Origin of the sequence: Nonomuraea sp. NPDC050786, from assembly GCF_040654115.1 — a bacterium.
Classification (GTDB): Bacteria; Actinomycetota; Actinomycetes; order Streptosporangiales; family Streptosporangiaceae; genus Nonomuraea.
The window spans coordinates 179091-195915 of the sequence record NZ_JBFAHJ010000002.1 but is presented as its reverse complement, the minus strand read 5'-3'; the positions used below and the strand labels follow the sequence as shown (position 1 = coordinate 195915).

At 71.2% G+C, this 16825-nt stretch carries 16 protein-coding genes; 14 read left to right on the top strand and 2 right to left on the bottom strand.

The window, feature by feature from the left end:
* Window positions 1–150: 150 nt before the first annotated feature.
* The 10 genes from AB0H84_RS05265 to AB0H84_RS05220 all read left to right on the top strand — a co-directional run bounded on the left by AB0H84_RS05265 (window position 151) and on the right by AB0H84_RS05220 (window position 10998).
* Complete coding sequence (locus AB0H84_RS05265) at window positions 151–471, top strand: STAS domain-containing protein (protein ID WP_357598407.1); 321 nt, start codon at window positions 151–153, stop codon at window positions 469–471.
* A 397-nt stretch (window positions 472–868) separates the two neighbouring features.
* Window positions 869–1216 (top strand): phosphoribosyl-AMP cyclohydrolase, encoded by a 348-nt coding sequence (gene hisI, locus AB0H84_RS05260; RefSeq protein WP_357598404.1) that lies wholly within the window; start codon window positions 869–871, stop codon window positions 1214–1216.
* Window positions 1217–1225: 9 nt separating this feature from the next.
* Entirely contained in the window at window positions 1226–1786 is a 561-nt protein-coding gene (locus AB0H84_RS05255; protein ID WP_357598401.1) for a Trp biosynthesis-associated membrane protein, read from the top strand.
* A gap of 173 nt (window positions 1787–1959) precedes the next feature.
* Window positions 1960–2643 carry a DUF4190 domain-containing protein gene (locus tag AB0H84_RS05250; RefSeq protein WP_357598398.1) on the top strand — a complete coding sequence of 228 codons (684 nt, stop codon included), beginning with the start codon at window positions 1960–1962 and terminating at the stop codon, window positions 2641–2643.
* A gap of 166 nt (window positions 2644–2809) precedes the next feature.
* Window positions 2810–3397 (top strand): CD225/dispanin family protein, encoded by a 588-nt coding sequence (locus AB0H84_RS05245; RefSeq protein ID WP_357598395.1) that lies wholly within the window; start codon window positions 2810–2812, stop codon window positions 3395–3397.
* 42 nt (window positions 3398–3439) lie between these two features.
* On the top strand, window positions 3440–3871 hold the full coding sequence (locus tag AB0H84_RS05240; protein WP_357598392.1) for a DUF2752 domain-containing protein: 432 nt from the start codon (window positions 3440–3442) through the stop codon (window positions 3869–3871).
* Window positions 3872–4002: 131 nt separating this feature from the next.
* On the top strand, window positions 4003–4842 hold the full coding sequence (gene trpC / locus AB0H84_RS05235; RefSeq protein WP_357598390.1) for an indole-3-glycerol phosphate synthase TrpC: 840 nt from the start codon (window positions 4003–4005) through the stop codon (window positions 4840–4842).
* A 38-nt stretch (window positions 4843–4880) separates the two neighbouring features.
* Window positions 4881–6086 (top strand): tryptophan synthase subunit beta, encoded by a 1206-nt coding sequence (gene trpB, locus AB0H84_RS05230; RefSeq protein WP_357599639.1) that lies wholly within the window; start codon window positions 4881–4883, stop codon window positions 6084–6086.
* Between the two features lie 105 nt (window positions 6087–6191).
* Entirely contained in the window at window positions 6192–6986 is a 795-nt protein-coding gene (gene trpA / locus AB0H84_RS05225) for a tryptophan synthase subunit alpha (RefSeq protein WP_357598387.1), read from the top strand.
* 142 nt (window positions 6987–7128) lie between these two features.
* The gene (locus AB0H84_RS05220) at window positions 7129–10998 is read left to right on the top strand and encodes an endo-alpha-N-acetylgalactosaminidase family protein (RefSeq protein ID WP_357598385.1); all 3870 of its coding nucleotides are present in this window, start codon (window positions 7129–7131) and stop codon (window positions 10996–10998) included.
* Here AB0H84_RS05220 and AB0H84_RS05215 read toward each other — a convergent pair.
* Together AB0H84_RS05215 and AB0H84_RS05210 are read right to left on the bottom strand one after the other, a co-directional pair.
* Window positions 10985–11644: a VC0807 family protein gene (locus AB0H84_RS05215; protein ID WP_357598384.1), complete on the bottom strand. Its 660-nt coding sequence runs from the start codon at window positions 11642–11644 to the stop codon at window positions 10985–10987. The genes AB0H84_RS05220 and AB0H84_RS05215 overlap by 14 nt on opposite strands.
* The gene (locus AB0H84_RS05210) at window positions 11641–12234 is read right to left on the bottom strand and encodes a TetR/AcrR family transcriptional regulator (RefSeq protein WP_357598381.1); all 594 of its coding nucleotides are present in this window, start codon (window positions 12232–12234) and stop codon (window positions 11641–11643) included. Before AB0H84_RS05210 ends, AB0H84_RS05215 begins: the two co-directional genes overlap by 4 nt.
* A 196-nt stretch (window positions 12235–12430) precedes the next feature.
* On the opposite strand from AB0H84_RS05210, the gene AB0H84_RS05205 reads away from it, so the two are divergent.
* Genes AB0H84_RS05205 through AB0H84_RS05190 form a run of 4 tightly spaced genes read left to right on the top strand, consistent with a single transcriptional unit; the run spans window position 12431 to window position 15615 of the window.
* Window positions 12431–12916 carry a MauE/DoxX family redox-associated membrane protein gene (locus AB0H84_RS05205; protein ID WP_357598378.1) on the top strand — a complete coding sequence of 162 codons (486 nt, stop codon included), beginning with the start codon at window positions 12431–12433 and terminating at the stop codon, window positions 12914–12916.
* Complete coding sequence (locus AB0H84_RS05200; protein WP_357598375.1) at window positions 12903–13661, top strand: thioredoxin domain-containing protein; 759 nt, start codon at window positions 12903–12905, stop codon at window positions 13659–13661. The genes AB0H84_RS05205 and AB0H84_RS05200 overlap by 14 nt, the downstream gene beginning before the upstream one ends.
* A gap of 26 nt (window positions 13662–13687) precedes the next feature.
* Window positions 13688–14914 (top strand): prolipoprotein diacylglyceryl transferase, encoded by a 1227-nt coding sequence (lgt, locus tag AB0H84_RS05195; RefSeq protein ID WP_357598372.1) that lies wholly within the window; start codon window positions 13688–13690, stop codon window positions 14912–14914.
* A complete protein-coding gene (locus tag AB0H84_RS05190) occupies window positions 14911–15615 on the top strand; it encodes a VIT1/CCC1 transporter family protein (protein ID WP_357598370.1) in 705 nt (234 codons plus the stop codon). The genes lgt and AB0H84_RS05190 overlap by 4 nt, the downstream gene beginning before the upstream one ends.
* Window positions 15616–16825 lie beyond the last annotated feature (1210 nt).

The following is a 16825-nucleotide window of genomic DNA, read 5'->3' as shown; positions in this document are numbered from 1 at the left end:
CTCCCTGCACGCGTCGCGCCCGGAAACCGCCCCTTCGGAGCCGTCACGTAGCGCATTGTCTGCAAAACCTACCGTGACGGGCCGCAGATAGGTGTACCTTTTCGGCGGGCGGGAGAAGTCATGAGGAGCACGGGCGTGGATTTCCTGCGGATGACGCGACGTCAACACGGCGACCTCGTGGTGGTCAGCCTGACGGGCGAGGTGGACGTGGACAACGTGTCGCAGGTCCGGCAGTGCCTCGACGAGGCGGCCTCGGCGCCCAGGCCGCGGCTCGTGGTCGATCTGACGGGGCTGACCTTCATCGACACGACGGGCCTCGGGGTGCTGGTGCGCCTGCTGGCCACGCTGCGCGAACGCAACGGCACGATGGCCCTGGTGGCGCCGGACGGGCAGGTGCTGCGACGGCTCCGCCGTACGAACCTGGCGGCGCTGTTCCCCATCTATGACACCCTCTCCCAGGCCCTGGCCTGACACCGCGCAGTGCGCACGGTCAGCGGGGCTGCTGCACCGTCCCGCGCGGCTCAGAGCGCCCCAGCAGGGTGCGGCGATGTCCGGCGTCACGTGCACGGCGTCACGTGCACGGCGCGCAAGCGGTGCTGCCGGGTGCCGGTGACGTGCCATCCGAGCGTGCTTTCGGGGCCGAGCATTGCCACAACGCCTTGGGGGACGGCCGCCGCTCCACTCCTGCCGGATGCGCGCCGCCGTCACCAGCCGCTGCCCGCCATCAGCTCAAACCCCGGTCGGCCGTGCAGCGGGACGCCCGCCCGCGCCAATCGGGTGAGATGTGGCCGCAGGGCGGAGGGCCTGGTGGGCGGGACGGGGTGCGGTGGTGGTCGGGGCGTAGGGGGTGGGCTGGTTGAATGGAGGCATGTCCCTCGATCCCAAGGTGGCCGCGCGGTTGAAGCGCAACCCCGACGGCCTCGTCGCCGCGATCGTCCAGCAGTACGACACCGGTGAGGTGCTCATGCTGGCCTGGATGGACGACGAGGCACTGCATCGGACGCTGACCACCGGCAGGGCCACCTACTGGTCCCGCAGCCGCGCCGAGTACTGGGTGAAGGGCGGCACCTCCGGCAACGTCCAGCACGTCAAGTCCGTGGCGCTCGACTGCGACGGCGACGCCGTCCTCCTCAAGGTCGACCAGGTCGGCGGCGCGTGCCACACCGGGGACCGCACGTGCTTCGACGCCGACCAGCTCGAGATCGCGCTCGGTTAGCAGGTCCGGATGGGGTACAGAGAGCTGTGGGGCTGGGTCGGGGCGACCGCCCTGGGGTGCGTGCTCGTGCTGTTCGCCGCGGGCCGCGACTGGGTGCGGCTCCTGGAGCACGCCGGAGGCGCGGGCACGCCCACAGGCGGGGACCTCAGCCCCGTGCTGACGCCCGTGGCGCTGGCCGGGCTGGCCGGGATCGTGGCCGTGCTGGCCACCAAGGGCGCGGGGCGGCGCGTCGTCGGCGCGCTGATCGCCCTGTGCGGGGCGGGCGCGGCGGCCGGGACGTGGAGCGCGCTGAGCGGCGACACCGTGGATGTCTGGCTGCGCGAACGCAACGTGCTGCATGGCGCCGCCGGGTTGCCCTGGGAGATCGCGCCGCTCTGGCCGGCCGTCACCGCCGTCGGCGCGGCCCTGATGATCGTCGGCGGGGTTGTCGCCGTCGTACGCGGCGGCACGTGGGCGGGGATGTCGGCACGCTACGACAGGACCGCGGGCAAGGCCCGAGCCCGGACCCAGGACGACCGGGCGCTCTGGGACGCGCTCGACCGCGGCGACGACCCCACTGACCCCCGCTGACTCCCCGCCCGGGTGGATCCCGCGGGGCACTGGCGAGCCCGGATGGCCCGGCGTGCGGGGCCTCACGCGCTATGACGATTTCTTTACTCTTTTGAACCTGTGTCTGCTTGGCAAACGTTTCCTCAATAAGCTGCCGTTGCAACTCGCCACGAACACTATGAGGAGCCAAACGCATGAGCTACGGGGATCAGGGCGGTAGCGGCGGCTACGGCGGCGCGCAGCCGCCCGGCGGCGGTTACGGTCAGCAGCCTCCCGCCGGGGGCGGGGGCTATGGCCAGCAGCCTCCGAGCGGAGGCGGCGGTTACGGCCAGCAGCCGCCCAGCTACGGTGGCGGCGGCTACAGTCAGCAGCCGCCCAGCGGTGGCGGCGGGTACGGCCAGCAGCCCCCGAGCGGTGGCGGCGGGTACGGCCAGCAGCCCCCGAGCGGCGGCGGTTACGGCCAGGGCGGCTACGGCGAGCAGCCGCCCAGCTACCCGCAGGACCTCGGCTACGGCCAGCAGCCCCCGAGCTACGGCGGCTACGCGCAGCAGGGCTACGGCCAGCAGGGCTACAGCCAGTACGGCCCGCCGCCCCAGCAGGCCAGGTCGACCAACGGCATGGCGGTGGCCTCGCTCGTCCTGGGCATCGTCGGCCTCATCTTCTGCGGCCTGACCAGCATCCCGGGCGTGATCCTCGGCCACATCGCGCTCAACCGGATCAAGAAGTCCGGCGAGGAGGGCTCCGGCATGGCCGTCGGCGGTCTGGTCACCTCGTACATCACCGTCGTGCTCTGGGTCCTGGGCTGGATCATCTTCGGCGGCATGCTGCTGTCCCTCATCGGACTCAGCGCCGCCGCCACGTCGTCCTCGTACAACTAGTGACACGTCCCGTAACGGAGTCTCCTGCGTAGCCGGACCGTGACGAGCCGCTTGCGGTCCGATTACGAATTGTCCGTAAAATGGACGTTTTGCCACGTAGGAGGCCCATCCTCGCTAGGCTGCCGCGCGACTCACCACAAAGATGACGATATGAGGGGTCATTAGCATGAGTTACGGCAACCAGGGCGACGGCGGTTACGGCGGCCAGCCGCCGGGCGGCGGCTACGGGCAGCAGCCCCCGAGCGGCGGTGGTTACGGCCAGCAGCCTCCGGGCGGCGGTGGCTACGGCCAGCAGCCCCCCAGCAGTGGCGGTTACGGCCAGCAGCCGCCGAGCGGCGGTGGCGGCTATGGTCAGCAGCCGCCCAGCGGCGGTGGCTACGGTGGTGATTACGGTCAGCAGCCTCCAAGCGGGGGTGGCTATGGCCAGCAGCCGCCGAGCGGTGGCTACGGCGGCGGCTACGGTCAGCAGCCTCCGGGCGGGAACCCGCCGGACAACCATTTCGTCCCGGCGCTCCTCATCACCATCTTCTGCTGTCTGCCGCTGGGCATCGTGGCGCTGGTCAAGTCGTCGCAGGTCAACTCGAAGTGGGCGGTCGGCGATTACCAGGGCGCCATGGAGTCTTCCGAGGAGGCCAAGACCTGGTGGAAGCGCGGCCTGATCTTCGGCATCATCTGGGGCGTCCTGGTCGTCATCGCCGTCATCTTGTACTTCGTGCTGATCGCCGCGACCTTGAACGCCTCGTACTCCAGCTAAGCCGCGCGAAAGCACTGCCGGCGAAAGGCGGATACTGAAACCATGAGCATCGCAACCACCGAGCGGCGCGGCACCGCCCGCCTCAAAGGGCTGCTCGCGCCGCTCGGTGTTGCGGGCGCGACGGGCGTCGTGTTCGCGTTCGTGGGCGTGGTGGACCCCAACCAGCCCGGCCACTACCCGACCTGCCCGTTCCTCTGGCTCACCGGCCTCTACTGCCCGGGCTGCGGCACGCTGCGCACCATCCACGCGCTGGCCCACCTCGACCCCGTCACCGCACTCGGGATGAACCCTCTCGCGATGGCCACGATCCCGTTCCTGCTGTTCTGGTGGGGCAGATGGGTCGTGCGCGCCTGGCAGGGCCGGCCGAGACGCACCACGCTGGCCCATCCGGCGTGGCTGTGGGCCTTCATCGCCCTCGTCATGGTCTACTGGGTCGTCCGAAACCTGCCTTTCGGGGCGTTCCTCGCTCCCTAGGTCCCGCCTACTTCGGGGGCCTGTGGTGAGGTGACCCCACGCGGGCCGATACCATCGCAGGACAAGGCAGAGAGCGGACGCGACGCGAACTCTCCGCCGCCCCCACTGTCGACCGGAGGGACCCCAATCGCGTGAGTGAGCGGACGGAAGGGCCGAGTGTCCTCGACGACATCCTCGACGGGGTGCGCGCCGACCTGGCCGCCCGTCAGCAGGCCGTCTCCCTGGACGAGCTCAAGCGGCTGGCCGAGCGGGCTCAGGCCCCCAGGGACGCGATGGCCGCGCTCGGCGGTGACAGGATCTCGGTGATCGCCGAGGTGAAGCGGTCCAGCCCGTCCAAGGGCGCGCTCGCCGCGATCGCCGACCCCGCGGCGCTGGCGGCCGACTACGAAGAGGGCGGCGCTCACGTCATCAGCGTGCTGACCGAGCGGCGCAAGTTCGGCGGCAGCCTCGACGACCTGGCGGCGGTCCGCGCCCGGGTCGACATCCCGATCCTGCGTAAAGACTTCATCCTCACCTCCTACCAGCTCTGGGAGGCCAGGGCCCACGGCGCCGACCTGGCGCTGCTGATGGTCGTCTGCCTGGAGCAGGAGGCGCTGGTGTCGCTGATCGAGCGGGCCGAGTCGATCGGGCTCACCCCGCTGGTCGAGGTGCACACCGAGGAGGAGCTCGAGCGGGCGGTCGCGGCCGGCGCCCGGGTCATCGGGATCAACGCGCGCAATCTGAAGACTCTCGAGGTCGACCGTGAGGTCTTCACGAAGCTGGCGCCGAAGATCCCCGACAACGTGATCAAGATCGCCGAGTCGGGCGTGCGCGGCCCGCACGACCTGCTCGCCTACGCCAGGGCCGGCGCCGACGCCGTCCTGGTGGGAGAGAGCCTGGTCACCGGCAAGGATCCGCGCAAGGCGGTGGAGGCGCTGGTGACCGCCGGCGCCCATCCATCGACGCGCCCCGACCACTCAGCAGAGGGATAGCAGTGGCACACGAAGGCTCCATCCTGACCCCCGCCGACCTGGCGGGCAACGGCGCGCACGGTGACGACCCCGACGTGCACGGCAAGTTCGGCATCTTCGGCGGCCGGTTCGTGCCCGAGGCGCTCATCCCGGCGCTCGACGAGGTGGCCGCGGTCTACGAGAAGGCCAAGAACGACGCGCAGTTCATCCGCGAGTTCGACCACCTGCTGCGCACGTACGCGGGGCGGCCGACCACGCTGACCGACGTGCCGCGCTTCAGCGAGCAGGCCGGCGGCGCGCGGATCGTCCTCAAGCGCGAGGACCTCACCCACACCGGCGCCCACAAGATCAACAACGTGCTGGGCCAGGCCCTGCTGACCAAGCGGCTGGGCAAGAAGCGCGTGATCGCCGAGACCGGCGCGGGCCAGCACGGCGTGGCCACCGCCACCGCGGCCGCCCTGCTCGGCCTCGAGTGCGTGATCTACATGGGCGCGGTCGACTGCGAGCGCCAGGCGCTCAACGTCGCCAGGATGAAGCTGCTCGGCGCGAAGGTCGTGCCGGTGACCAACGGCTCCCAGACGCTGAAGGACGCCATCAACGAGGCGTTCCGCGACTGGGTGACCAACGTCGACACCACCCACTACCTGTTCGGCACGGTGGCGGGGCCCCACCCGTTCCCCGAGATCGTGCGCGACTTCGCCCGCATCATCGGCGTCGAGGCCCGCCGCCAGATGCTGGAGCTGACCGGCGGGCTGCCCGACGCGGTGTGCGCGGCGGTCGGCGGCGGCAGCAACGCCATCGGCATCTTCCACGCCTTCATCGGCGACGAGGGCGTCCAACTGCACGGCTACGAGGCCGCCGGGCGCGGCCTGGAGACCGGCGAGCACGCGCTGACGCTCACCTCCGGCTCGGTCGGCGTGCTGCACGGCTCGCGCACCTACGTGCTGCAGGACGACGAGGGCCAGACCATCGAGTCCCACTCGATCTCGGCCGGCCTCGACTACCCGGGCGTCGGCCCGGAGCACGCCTGGTTGAAGGACTCCGGCCGCGCCACCTACCACGGCGTCACCGACGACGAGGCGATGGCCGCCTTCTCGCTGCTGGCCAGGACCGAGGGCATCATCCCGGCCATCGAGTCCTCCCATGCCCTGGCGGGCGCCCTGGAGCTCGGCCGCGAGCTCGGCCCCGAGGCGACCATCCTGGTCAACCTCTCGGGGCGCGGCGACAAGGACATGGGCACGGCCATGAAGTACTTCAACCTCTAGACCGCGACGGCCTGCGCCGGGCCGCCCGCCGTGCGTCCTTCCCGGCAGGGGTAAGGGGACAGGGCAGGGCATCATGGTGAGACTCGACCTTCGGAACGGACAGACATGACGACTCTTCAGACGGTTTTCGCCAAGGCGAAGGCGGACAACCGGGCCGCGCTCGTCGGCTACCTGCCCGCGGGCTTCCCCTCCAAGGGCGGCGACGTCGCCGCCGCCGCGGCCCTGGTGGAGGCCGGCTGCGACGTCATCGAGATCGGCCTGCCCTACTCCGACCCGCTCATGGACGGGCCGACGATCCAGGACGCGGTGCACAGGTCGCTGACCAACGGCACGCGCATCGCCGACGTGCTGCGCACGGTCGAGGGCGTGGCCGCCACCGGCGCCGCCACGCTCGTCATGACGTACTGGAACCCGATCGACAAGTACGGCGCCGAGCGCTTCGCCCGCGACCTGGCCAACGCCGGCGGCGTGGGCACGATCACGCCCGACCTGACGCCGGAGGAGTCGGAGCCGTGGCGGGCCGCCTCGGCGGGCGCCGGCATCGACACGGTGTTCCTGGTGGCGCCGAGCTCCACGGAGCAGCGCATCAAGGCCGTCGTCGACTGCTGCACGGGCTTCGTGTACGCGGCCTCGCTGATGGGCGTCACCGGCGCCAGGGAGTCGGTCAACTCCGCCGCCGAGGGTCTGGTCCAGCGGACCCGCCCGCACACGGATCTGCCGGTGTGCGTGGGCCTCGGAGTCGGCACGGGAGCGCAGGCGGCCGAGGTGGCGGCCTACGCCGACGGGGTGATCGTGGGGTCGGCGTTCATCCGGCGCATCCTCGACGCGCCCGACGAGGCCGCGGGCCGGGCCTCCATCGGCCAGCTGGCCGGCGACATGGCCAAGGCCGTACGCCGGTAGGGCATGGGGGGATATTTACTGCCCGTATGACGAAATTTCGGGATTAGTGAAAGGTTCTGGCGCTTAAGTCCTTGGCGTGCGGTCCGGCACGGGTGATGATCGGGTCCCCGAGCGATGTGACGCATGACCCGAAAGGACACCTATGCGTCCCAGTCCCGTCGTCTTCGCGGCAGCCCTCGCATTGACGGCCCCCCTTCTCGCCGGGGTGACGGCCGCCCCGGCGTCCGCCGACCCGACCCCCACCCCCACCACCGCGCCCACGTACGAGCTGTCGTCCCCGGAGCCTCCTCCGACCGGCGCGCCCCCGCCCAGCCGCACCGCGCAGAACGCGCCGCCGAGGCCCGCGGACGTGGCGAACCCGATCACCGTCTCGTCGCCCGCGCTCACCGTGGAGCTGGACCCCGGCTTCCCGCGCGTCCTGCGGTACGTCGACCGGGCCGGCGGGGCCTTCCTCGGCGGCAGCACGGGCGTGCCCGCCGTCGTGCTCAACGGCCAGGCGCGGAGCGCCACCGCGACGCTGACCGGGAACGACGGCGCGACCGCGCGCTACCGGCTGGCCTTCCCCGGGCTCGACGGCGTCGCCTTGGACGCGAGCATCGGGGTCAAGGGCCGGGTGACGGCGTTCAGGATCGACTCGGTGACCGACACCGAGGCGTTCCGCATCAACACGATCGACCTGCCGGGCCACGACCTGGTGTCGGTGTCGAGCGCGCAGCCGGGCGCGGCGACCGCGTTCACCCGGCTGGACCCCGACTCCACCCGCACCGCCGACGTCTTCGCCCACGTCACGGCGGACACCGCGCCCGACGCCGGTCCGGTCGGGGCGACGTACGCGATCGTGAACACCGACCGGCTGGCCGCGGCGGTCGAGACGAACTCCACCTACGACCGCCCCTCCGGCGTCACCGACAAGGACGCGGCCAGGCTCTGGCACCAGGCCAGGAAGGACGCCGGCGGCACGGTCACGGTGGGCGTGTGGAGCGGGCAGTGGACGCACCGCGCGGACGGCTCGCCGTTCACCGAGGAGCCGCCCTGGGCCAAGGTCGTGGTCACCCCGGACGCCAACGGCGACGGGACGCTCGACTGGCAGGACGGCGCGGTGGCGTTCAGGGACATCGCGGTCAAGCCGCCCGGCGCCGAGCAGACCAGGGAGCGCGTGGTCACGCACATCCCGTTCAACTTCTCCAGCCAGGCCACGCACCCGTTCCTGCGCACGCTCGACGACGTCAAGCGCATCTCGCTGGCCACCGACGGCCTCGGCCAGCTCGCGCTGCTCAAGGGCTACCAGTCGGAGGGCCACGACTCGGCCCACCCCGACTACGGCGGCAACTACAACCGGCGCGCCGGGGGCCTGAAGGACCTCAACACGCTGCTGAAGGCCGGGAAGGGCTGGAACGCCACGTTCGGCGTGCACGTCAACGCCACCGAGTCCTACCCCGAGGCCAGGAGCTTCAGCGAGCAGCTCGTCAACAAGGAAGCCAAGGGCTGGAACTGGCTCGACCAGGCGTACCTGATCGACCAGCGCGGCGACCTGACCAGGGGCACCCTCGCCCGGCGGCTCGCGCGGCTGCGCGCGGAGACCGACAGGAACCTCGCGCTCCTGTACGTGGACGTCTTCCGGCCGTACGGCTGGGTCGCCGACCGCACGCTGGCCGAGCTGCGCAGGCAGGGCTGGCAGGTGACCACCGAGTGGTCGGACAAGCTGGAACGCGCGTCGCTGTGGTCGCACTGGGCCAACGACCTCAACTACGGCGGAGTCACCAACAAGGGGCTGAACTCGCAGATCATCCGGTTCATCCGCAACGACGAGAAAGACGTCTGGAACGCCCACCCGATCCTCGGCAACGCCCGCATCGTCGAGTTCGAGGGCTGGCAGGCGAAGAACGACTTCACCGCGTTCTACCGCAACATCTGGGAGCACAACCTGCCGGTCAAGTACCTGCAGCACTACAAGATCATGGACTGGAACGCGGACGAGATCGTCTTCACCGGCGGCGTGCGCGGCACGTACCGGAACGGGAGGCGCGAGCTGTTCGCGGGCGGGCACAAGGTGCTCGACGGGTCCACGTACCTGCTGCCGTGGCAGAACAGGTACTACCACTACAACCCGGCCGGAGGGGAGACCACCTGGGACGCCGACCGGCCGATGACCGTCTACCGGCTCACCGACCAGGGGCGCGTCAAGACGGGCACGGTCACGCCGGTCGACGGCAGGATCACGTTACGCGCGGAGGCGGGCGTGCCGTACGTGCTCTACCCCGGCAGGGCGCCCGCACAGGCCGACCCGGGCTGGGGGCAGGGCGGCGGCGTGCGTGACCCGGGCTTCAACGGTGACCGGCTCGCCGGGTGGACCGTCACCGGCCCGGTGAGCGTCCAGAAGAACGACCTGGGCCAGCGGGTGGCGCTGCTCGGCGGCGGGGTGCGGGCGCGGCTCGAGCAGCGGCTGAGGGGCCTGGAGCCGGGCCGTACGTACACCGCCTCCGCGTTCGTCGAGGTCCAGCCGGGCCGGACCCGCGAGACCACGCTGGAGGTGGCCGGACGCTCGGTGACCGTCAGCCGCTCCACGGCCAGGAACTACATCGCCTCCGACGAGAAGCACGACACCTTCTTCCAGCGGGCCAAGGTGACGTTCACGGCGCCGGGCGAGTCGGCCACGCTGCGGATCACGGCCGCCGCCGACGACGGGGACGTGCGGGTGGACGACGTGCGGCTGTTCCGGCGGGAGCCGGAGGGAGCGGTGGAGACGTTCGAGTCGGCCGAGCCCGGCTGGGGGCCGTTCGTGAAGGGCGACGCGGGCGGTTCGTTCGACGCGCGCACGCACCTGTCGGAGCGGCACGAGCCGTACACGCAGGCCGGGTGGAACGGCAAGACGGTCGACGACGTGCTGGAGGGGAACTGGTCGCTGAAGGCGCACGAGGAGCGGCAGGGGCTGATCTACCGCACGCTGCCGTGGACGGCGCGGTTCGAGGCGGGGCGCGCGTACGAGGTGTCGTTCCGCTACCAGAACGCGCAGGCGGACACCTACGCGTGGGTGACCGGCTACGACAAGGGCGGCTCCGGCGTCGAGACGCGGCGCACGCCGATCCCCGAGCGGCGCGCCACCACCACCTTCACCGAGCGCGTGACAGGCGGGTGCGGCGACGTGTGGGTCGGGCTGCGCTCGCTCAAGCCCGAGCAGGCCGGGGCGGACTTCATCCTCGACGACTTCTCCGTGACCGACCTCGGCCCGGCGCAGGAGGCCCCGGCCTGCGGGACCCTGGACGTGACGCCCGCCGCCCTTTTCGAGCAGGGGGCGGCCAACGAGGTGGTCACCACGTTCACCAACCTCGAGGACGTGGCGGCCGGCGACGTCCGGGTGGCGCTGGGCGTGCCGGACGGGTGGGCGGTCAGCGGCGACGGGACCGGCACGGTCGAGCCCGGCGGGAAGCTGGCCACCACCTGGCAGGTCACGCCGCCCGCCGACGCCGCGTACGGCGCCTACCAGCTGACCGCCACCGCGACGTACAGCGCCGGGGGAGCGGCCAAGCGGCTCACCGCCTCGGCCACCGTGCGCACGCTGCCCCCGCCGCCGACGGGGGACGCCTACGCGAGCGACCTGCAGTGGGCCGCCGCCGACAACGGCTGGGGGCCGGTCGAGCGCGACCGGTCCAACGGTGACACCGGCGCGGCCGACGGCGGGCCGATCGTCATCGGCGGGCGGACGTTCGCCAAGGGGCTCGGCACGCATGCGCCCGCCAAAGTGCGTTTCTACCTGAGGGGCGCGTGTACGGGCTTCACGGCGTTCGTCGGGGTTGACGATGTGCAGGCCACGCGGGGGTCCGTGCAGTTCAGCGTGGTGGCCGACGGTGTGGAGAAGGCGCGCAGTCCCGTGCTGAGGGCCGCCGACGCGGCGTACGAGCTGAGCGCCGACGTGTCCGGCGCCCGGTTCGTGGACCTCGTGGCCGGTGACGGCGGCGACGGCAACGGCAACGACCACGCGGATTGGGGTGAGGCCAGGTTCAGGTGCGGCTGAGATCGGCTCCTAGCCCGGCGTAGAGCTTGGAGTACCGGTTGTAGAGGCCGGTGGGCACCAGGTAGACGTTGATGACGACCTGCATCAGCGCCAGCCAGACGCCGTACTGCACGCCGCTGAGCCCCGGGACGACGTCCACCGGCAGCGTGTAGGCCATGACGACCCGCACCACTGCGTCCACCAGCAGGCCCGTGCCGTAGATGACCGTGACCACCCGCCAGATCCGGCGAAAGGCCGGCAGCCGCTCCCACAGCACGTCCCACGACTCGCGGTTGGGGCCGACCCGGCCCTCCAGCAGGAAACGGGTGAACACGAACGCCGGCGGCCGTTCGCCCCGCGCGCCGGCCAGGAACCACACGCCGGCCACCGCCATGAACCAGCCGTCCTTGGCCAGCAGGAACCGCGTGTCATGGACGAGGAGGGAGACCAGGGCGCTGGTCAGCATCATGGCCGTCATGAACATGCCCAGGCGGTCGGGCCTGCGGCGGCGTACGAGGTCGGACACGACGCTCATACCCGGGATGAGCGAGCTGATCAGCAGCGCGGTGTGGTAGCCGGTGCCTAAGGCGCGCAGCACGTAATAGAGGCCGATGGGGAGCGCGATGTCCACCGCGATGGTGAGCAGGCCCCTGAGCCGGGGGCTCATGCCCTGACGGCGCGGGCGAACAGCCCGGCCAGCTCGTCGGCGTACTCGGGCAGGTCGGCGTCCGGGTCGGCCTCCAGCAGGAACGGCAGCCCGTCGAGCGCGCGCTGGATCGCCATCGCGGTCACCCGTACGTTGAACGCGCCGAACTCGCCGGTCTCCTGCCCCCAAGCCAGCAGCCGTTCGACGTGGGAGAGCACCGACAGGTCGGTGGCCGCCGCCCGCGCCGACGAGCCGCCCTCCGGGTGGAAGTTGAGGAAGATCTCCGTGGCCACGCGCATCTCCGCGCGGTGCTCGCTGATGTACTCCACCAGCGAGCGGATGTAGGTCTCCAGCGCCGCGCCGGGCGTGCGCTGAGCGCTCACCCGCTCGCTCATGAACGCCGACAGCTTTCCGAAGATCGTGCCGACGACCTGGCCGATCAGCTCGTCCTTGCTGTCGAAGTGGTACGAGATCAGGCGCGTGCTGCTGAGCCCGGCGCGCTCGGCGATCCGCGCGAAGGACGCCTGGTGGTAGCCGAGCTCCGCGATCGTCGCGATGGTCGCGTCCACGATCTGCGCGCGCCTGGCGGAGCCCGTCACTGTTACTGGCATGAGTAAATATTAACTTGGCTGAGTAATACCGGCAAGAAGTCCGTGCTTAGTCGGTGCTTATCTGCCGCATGGTCATATGGGATCCCGGTACTGTGCCCATCCCGGCCCACGACGGCTCAACCCGGCACAGAGAAAGAGGAGATGACCTGTGGACGCGTCACTATCGTCACGCAGCGCCTTTTCAGCGATACCCTGGGTGACGACCGTCGCCCGGCTGGTCCTGGGCGGGGTGCTGATCGCGGCGGGCGCGCTCAAGATCGGCAACCCGGCCGACTCGGTCGTGGCGGTCAAGGCGTACCAGCTGCTGCCCGAGTCGATCGCCGTCACGGTGGGCTACGCCCTGCCGATCCTGGAGATCGTCGTCGGCCTGCTGCTGATCGTCGGATTGCTGACGAGGGTGGCCGCGGTGATCGGCGGGCTGCTCATGTTCGCGTTCGTGTTCGGCATCGCCTGGGCCTGGGCGCACGGCCTGCGGATCGACTGCGGCTGCTTCGGCGGTGGCGGCCAGCTGGGAGTGGGACAGGAGCCGGCATATCTGCTCGACATCCTGCGTGACTTCGGGCTCGTGCTGCTCGCCGGCTGGATCACGCGTTTCGCGCCAGGCCGCTACGCCCTCGACGGAGCGCTGGGCCTGGGGGGCGACAATCGTAATGAGGGGGAGTACGACGATGAACAAGGCTGAGCGCACCAGCGCCAAGACGGCGCGCGAGAAGATCAAGCAGCAGCAGGCGGCCGCGCGCGCCCGTGACCAGCGCAAGCGGATCGCCACTTACGTGACCGCCGGCGCGGTCGCCGTGGCGGCGGTCGGGCTCGGTTGGTGGTACGCGGCCAGCAACTCGCGCTCGGAGGAGGCGGCGGCCGCCCTCGCGCCGATCACCGTGCAGGCCGACGGGTCGGTCGTGATGGCCAAGCAGGGCGTCGCCTCGCCCGTGGTCGACATCTATGAGGACTTCCAGTGCCCGGCCTGCAAGGAGCTCGAACGGGTCAGCGGCCAGACGTTCAAGAACCTCGCCGCGGAAGGCAAGGCCAAGGTCGTCTACCACCCGATCACGATCTTCTCGCAGGAGCCCACCAAGTCCAACTCCGTGCGCGCGGGCAGCGCCGCCCGGTGCATCGCGGACGGCAAGCAGTGGATGGCCTTCCACGACCTGCTCTACCAGAACCAGCCCTCCGAGACCGAGGCGGGCTTCACGCCCGACCAGCTGAAGAACTGGGGCAAGGAGGCCGGGGTGAGCGCGCCGGGCTTCGACCAGTGCGTCACCTCGGAGAAGAACGCGGAGGCGCAGCTCTCGTTCAGCAAGAAGATCGTCGACGCGCAGAAGATCACCCATACGCCGACGGTGAAACTGAACGGCTCGGAAATCGACAATTCCGCACTCTTCAGCCCGCAAGAACTGCGTCAGGCGATTACCGAGGCCGCCAAGTAGGCTCGCTTCCGCTACCCTCACCTGACATGCCCCTTGCCTCGATTCCCAGCCCTTCTCAGGGGGTCTGGTATCTCGGAATAATCCCGATCCGGGCTTATGCGCTATGCATCGTGCTCGGCGTCATCGTCGCCGTCTGGCTGAGCGAGCGGCGCTGGCGCGCTCGCGGTGGCCAGAAGGGGACGATCGTCGACATCGCGGTCCCCGCGGTCATCTTCGGGCTGATCGGCGGCCGCCTCTACCACGTCATCACCGACTGGCAGACCTACTTCGGCAGTCGCGCGATCAAGGAGCCCATCCAGGCGCTGTTCATCTGGGAGGGCGGCCTCGGCATCTGGGGCGCGATCGCGCTCGGCGCGCTCGGTGTCTGGTGGTCCGTGCGCAAGCGCGGCATCTCCATGGGCGCCGTCGCCGACACGGTGGCGCCCGGCATCGCCTTCGCCCAGGCCATCGGCCGGTGGGGAAACTGGTTCAACCAGGAGCTGTACGGCTCGCCCACCACGCTGCCGTGGGGCCTGGAGATCGACGTCGACCACGGGGGCGAGCCGGGGGTCCTCTACCACCCGACGTTCCTGTACGAGTCGCTGTGGGACGTGGCGCTCGGCTTCGTGCTGCTGTTCGCGGGACGGCGCTTCGCACTGCACCACGGGCGGCTGTTCGCCCTCTACGTCGCGGGCTACACGCTGGGCCGCTTCTGGATCGAGGGGCTGCGCATCGACCCGGTCGGCGGGGTGGACCACGCGGTGACGTTCCTCGGGCTGCGGCTCAACCAGTGGACGTCGATCGTGCTGTTCGTGGCGGCGCTGGCGTACTTCTGGCTGAGCAGGAACCGGGACAGCGCGGAGGTCGTGCTCCCTGCCGACCAGGCCGGGGAGACGGCCGGCACGCCGGAGGCCGGCGCTTCGGAGGCCGGCGAGCGGGACGCGGACCGGTCGGAGGAGGATGGATCGGAGGACGACACGCCCGGCGGCGTGACCTCGGAGCCCGCCCCGGTGGCGGCCGCCGAGACCGAGCCCTCGCATACGCCTGAGAAGGATGCCTCCTCCGCAACGGAGAACGCGGGGACGGACGCCGCGGAGCAGGATGTCTCTGTGACGGAGGACGCGGAGACGCACGCCTCCGAGCCGGACGCCTCTGGGACGGACGTCTCTGGGACGCACGCCTCTGAGACGGACGCCTCCGAGACGGACGCCTCTGGCACGAAGGCCTCCGACTCTGACGGCGAAGTCGTGACGAAGGAGAAGAACCCTCGATGAGTGGCCGCGCGGAGATCCACCACCAGCATCGCGACGTCACCGGGGGCTGGTTGCGGCCCTCGGTGTTCGGCGCGATGGACGGCCTGGTGTCGAACTTCGCGCTCATCGCGGGTATCGCCGGCGGAACGGCCAACACGAGGGTCATCGCCCTCGGGGGCGTGGCCGGGCTCGCCGCCGGTGCGCTGTCCATGGCGGGCGGCGAGTACGTCTCGGTGGCCAGCCAGCGCGAGCTGGCCCAGGCGGAGATCGCCGTGGAACGGCGCGAGCTGGCCCGCCACCCCGACGACGAGCAGGCGGAGCTGGCGGAGACCTTCGTCGACAAGGGCGTGGCACCTGACCTGGCCGCCGAGGTGGCCAGGCAGATCTCCCGCAACCCCGACCGCGCGCTGGAGGTCCACGCCCGCAACGAGCTGGGCGTCGCCCCGGGCGAGCTGCCCTCGCCGATGGTGGCGGCGGTGTCGTCGTTCCTGTCGTTCAGCGTGGGGGCGGTCCTGCCGCTGCTGCCGTACGTGCTCGGAGCCCGGGAGCTGGTGGTGTCCGCGGTGGTGTCCTGCCTGGCGCTGTTCGCCGCGGGCGCGCTGGTGTCGGCCGTGACTGCACGCAGCTGGTGGTTCTCGGGGCTGCGGCAGCTCGCGGTGGGCGGGGTCGCGGCGGCGGTCACGTTCGGCGTCGGCAACCTCATCGGCGCGGCGGGCGTGTGATGGCCCGCAGACGAGGCGGCTCCGGGTCGCACGGCAGACCTTCGTCGAGCCCTGACGGCGCGGGACAGTCGCGAGGCACCCGCCACGCACCCGGCCCCGATGCCCCCACCGGAACACCCGGCGCCCGACCGGCCCCGGGAGCCGATGCCGGAAGCCGGCCCGGACACGGGTCGGACCCGGGGAGCTGGCCCGGACACGGGCCGGACGCGGGGAACTGGCCCGGACACGGGCCGGACGCGGGGAACTGGCCCGGACACGGGTCGGACGGTGGCAGCTGGTCCGCGCAGGGTGCGGACGGTGGGAACTGGTCCGCGCAGGGTGCGGACGGTGGGAACTGGTCCGGGCGGGATGCCGACGGTGGCACCCGGCCGGGGCGTGATCCGGACAGTGGCGCTTGGTCTGGGCGCGGTATGGACGGTGGCGCCCGGTCTGGGCGCGGTATGGACGGTGGCGCCCGGTCTGGGCGTGGGGTGGACAGCGGTGGCTGGTTAGCGCAGGGGACCGACAGCTCAGGTTGGTCCGCGCAGGGTGCCGACAGTGCCGGCTGGTCTGGGGCGGGCACGGGTAACGGTGCCGGTGGCCGGGTCTCCGGCAGCTGGCCGGCTGTCGGTGCGGACGGCGCCCGGGAGTCGGGCGGCGGTGGCTGGTCGGTGGCAGGCACTGACGACGGCGGCCGGTTGGCGGCGGGCGCTGATGACGGCGGCCGGTTGGCGGCGGGTGCTGACGACGCCGGACGCTCGGCGGGGTCCCGCGGTGGCCGGAGGGCTGCGCGCACGCGTCGCGCCCGCTCGGCAGACGATGCCACTGGCGGCGGGTGGGGCGCCGACAGCCGGGTTTCCGCTGATGGGGCGTATGGTCGTGGCTCGGCCGACGGTGTTTCGACCGCTGGGACATATGGTCGTGATCACGCCGATGGTGTTTCGGGTGCTGGGACGTATGGTCGTGGCCCGGCTGACGGTGTCTCCGGTGCCGGTACGCATGGTCGTGGCTCGGCCGATGGTGTTTCGGCTGGTAGGGGCCATGATCGAGGCTCTGCCGACGGGCCTTTGCCTGCCGGGGTTGATGGGCGTCTCTCGGCCGACGCGGCAAAGGGCGGACGTTCGGCTGCTAAGTCACGTGGTCGGCGCGCGGCCGGTCGAGTGAGTGGTGGCGATCCCGCGGATGGGGTCCATGGCTGGGAGTCGGCTGACGGGGCCGTCCCTTCGGGGTC

Coding starts and splice junctions, on each gene's coding strand:
- AB0H84_RS05265 (WP_357598407.1), top strand. CDS start 151: ATGACGCGACGTCAACACGGCGACCTCGTGGTGGTCAGCCTGACGGGC.
- hisI (WP_357598404.1), top strand. CDS start 869: ATGTCCCTCGATCCCAAGGTGGCCGCGCGGTTGAAGCGCAACCCCGAC.
- AB0H84_RS05255 (WP_357598401.1), top strand. CDS start 1,226: ATGGGGTACAGAGAGCTGTGGGGCTGGGTCGGGGCGACCGCCCTGGGG.
- AB0H84_RS05250 (WP_357598398.1), top strand. CDS start 1,960: ATGAGCTACGGGGATCAGGGCGGTAGCGGCGGCTACGGCGGCGCGCAG.
- AB0H84_RS05245 (WP_357598395.1), top strand. CDS start 2,810: ATGAGTTACGGCAACCAGGGCGACGGCGGTTACGGCGGCCAGCCGCCG.
- AB0H84_RS05240 (WP_357598392.1), top strand. CDS start 3,440: ATGAGCATCGCAACCACCGAGCGGCGCGGCACCGCCCGCCTCAAAGGG.
- trpA (WP_357598387.1), top strand. CDS start 6,192: ATGACGACTCTTCAGACGGTTTTCGCCAAGGCGAAGGCGGACAACCGG.
- AB0H84_RS05220 (WP_357598385.1), top strand. CDS start 7,129: ATGCGTCCCAGTCCCGTCGTCTTCGCGGCAGCCCTCGCATTGACGGCC.
- AB0H84_RS05215 (WP_357598384.1), bottom strand. CDS start 11,644: ATGAGCCCCCGGCTCAGGGGCCTGCTCACCATCGCGGTGGACATCGCG.
- AB0H84_RS05210 (WP_357598381.1), bottom strand. CDS start 12,234: ATGCCAGTAACAGTGACGGGCTCCGCCAGGCGCGCGCAGATCGTGGAC.
- AB0H84_RS05200 (WP_357598375.1), top strand. CDS start 12,903: ATGAACAAGGCTGAGCGCACCAGCGCCAAGACGGCGCGCGAGAAGATC.
- lgt (WP_357598372.1), top strand. CDS start 13,688: ATGCCCCTTGCCTCGATTCCCAGCCCTTCTCAGGGGGTCTGGTATCTC.
- AB0H84_RS05190 (WP_357598370.1), top strand. CDS start 14,911: ATGAGTGGCCGCGCGGAGATCCACCACCAGCATCGCGACGTCACCGGG.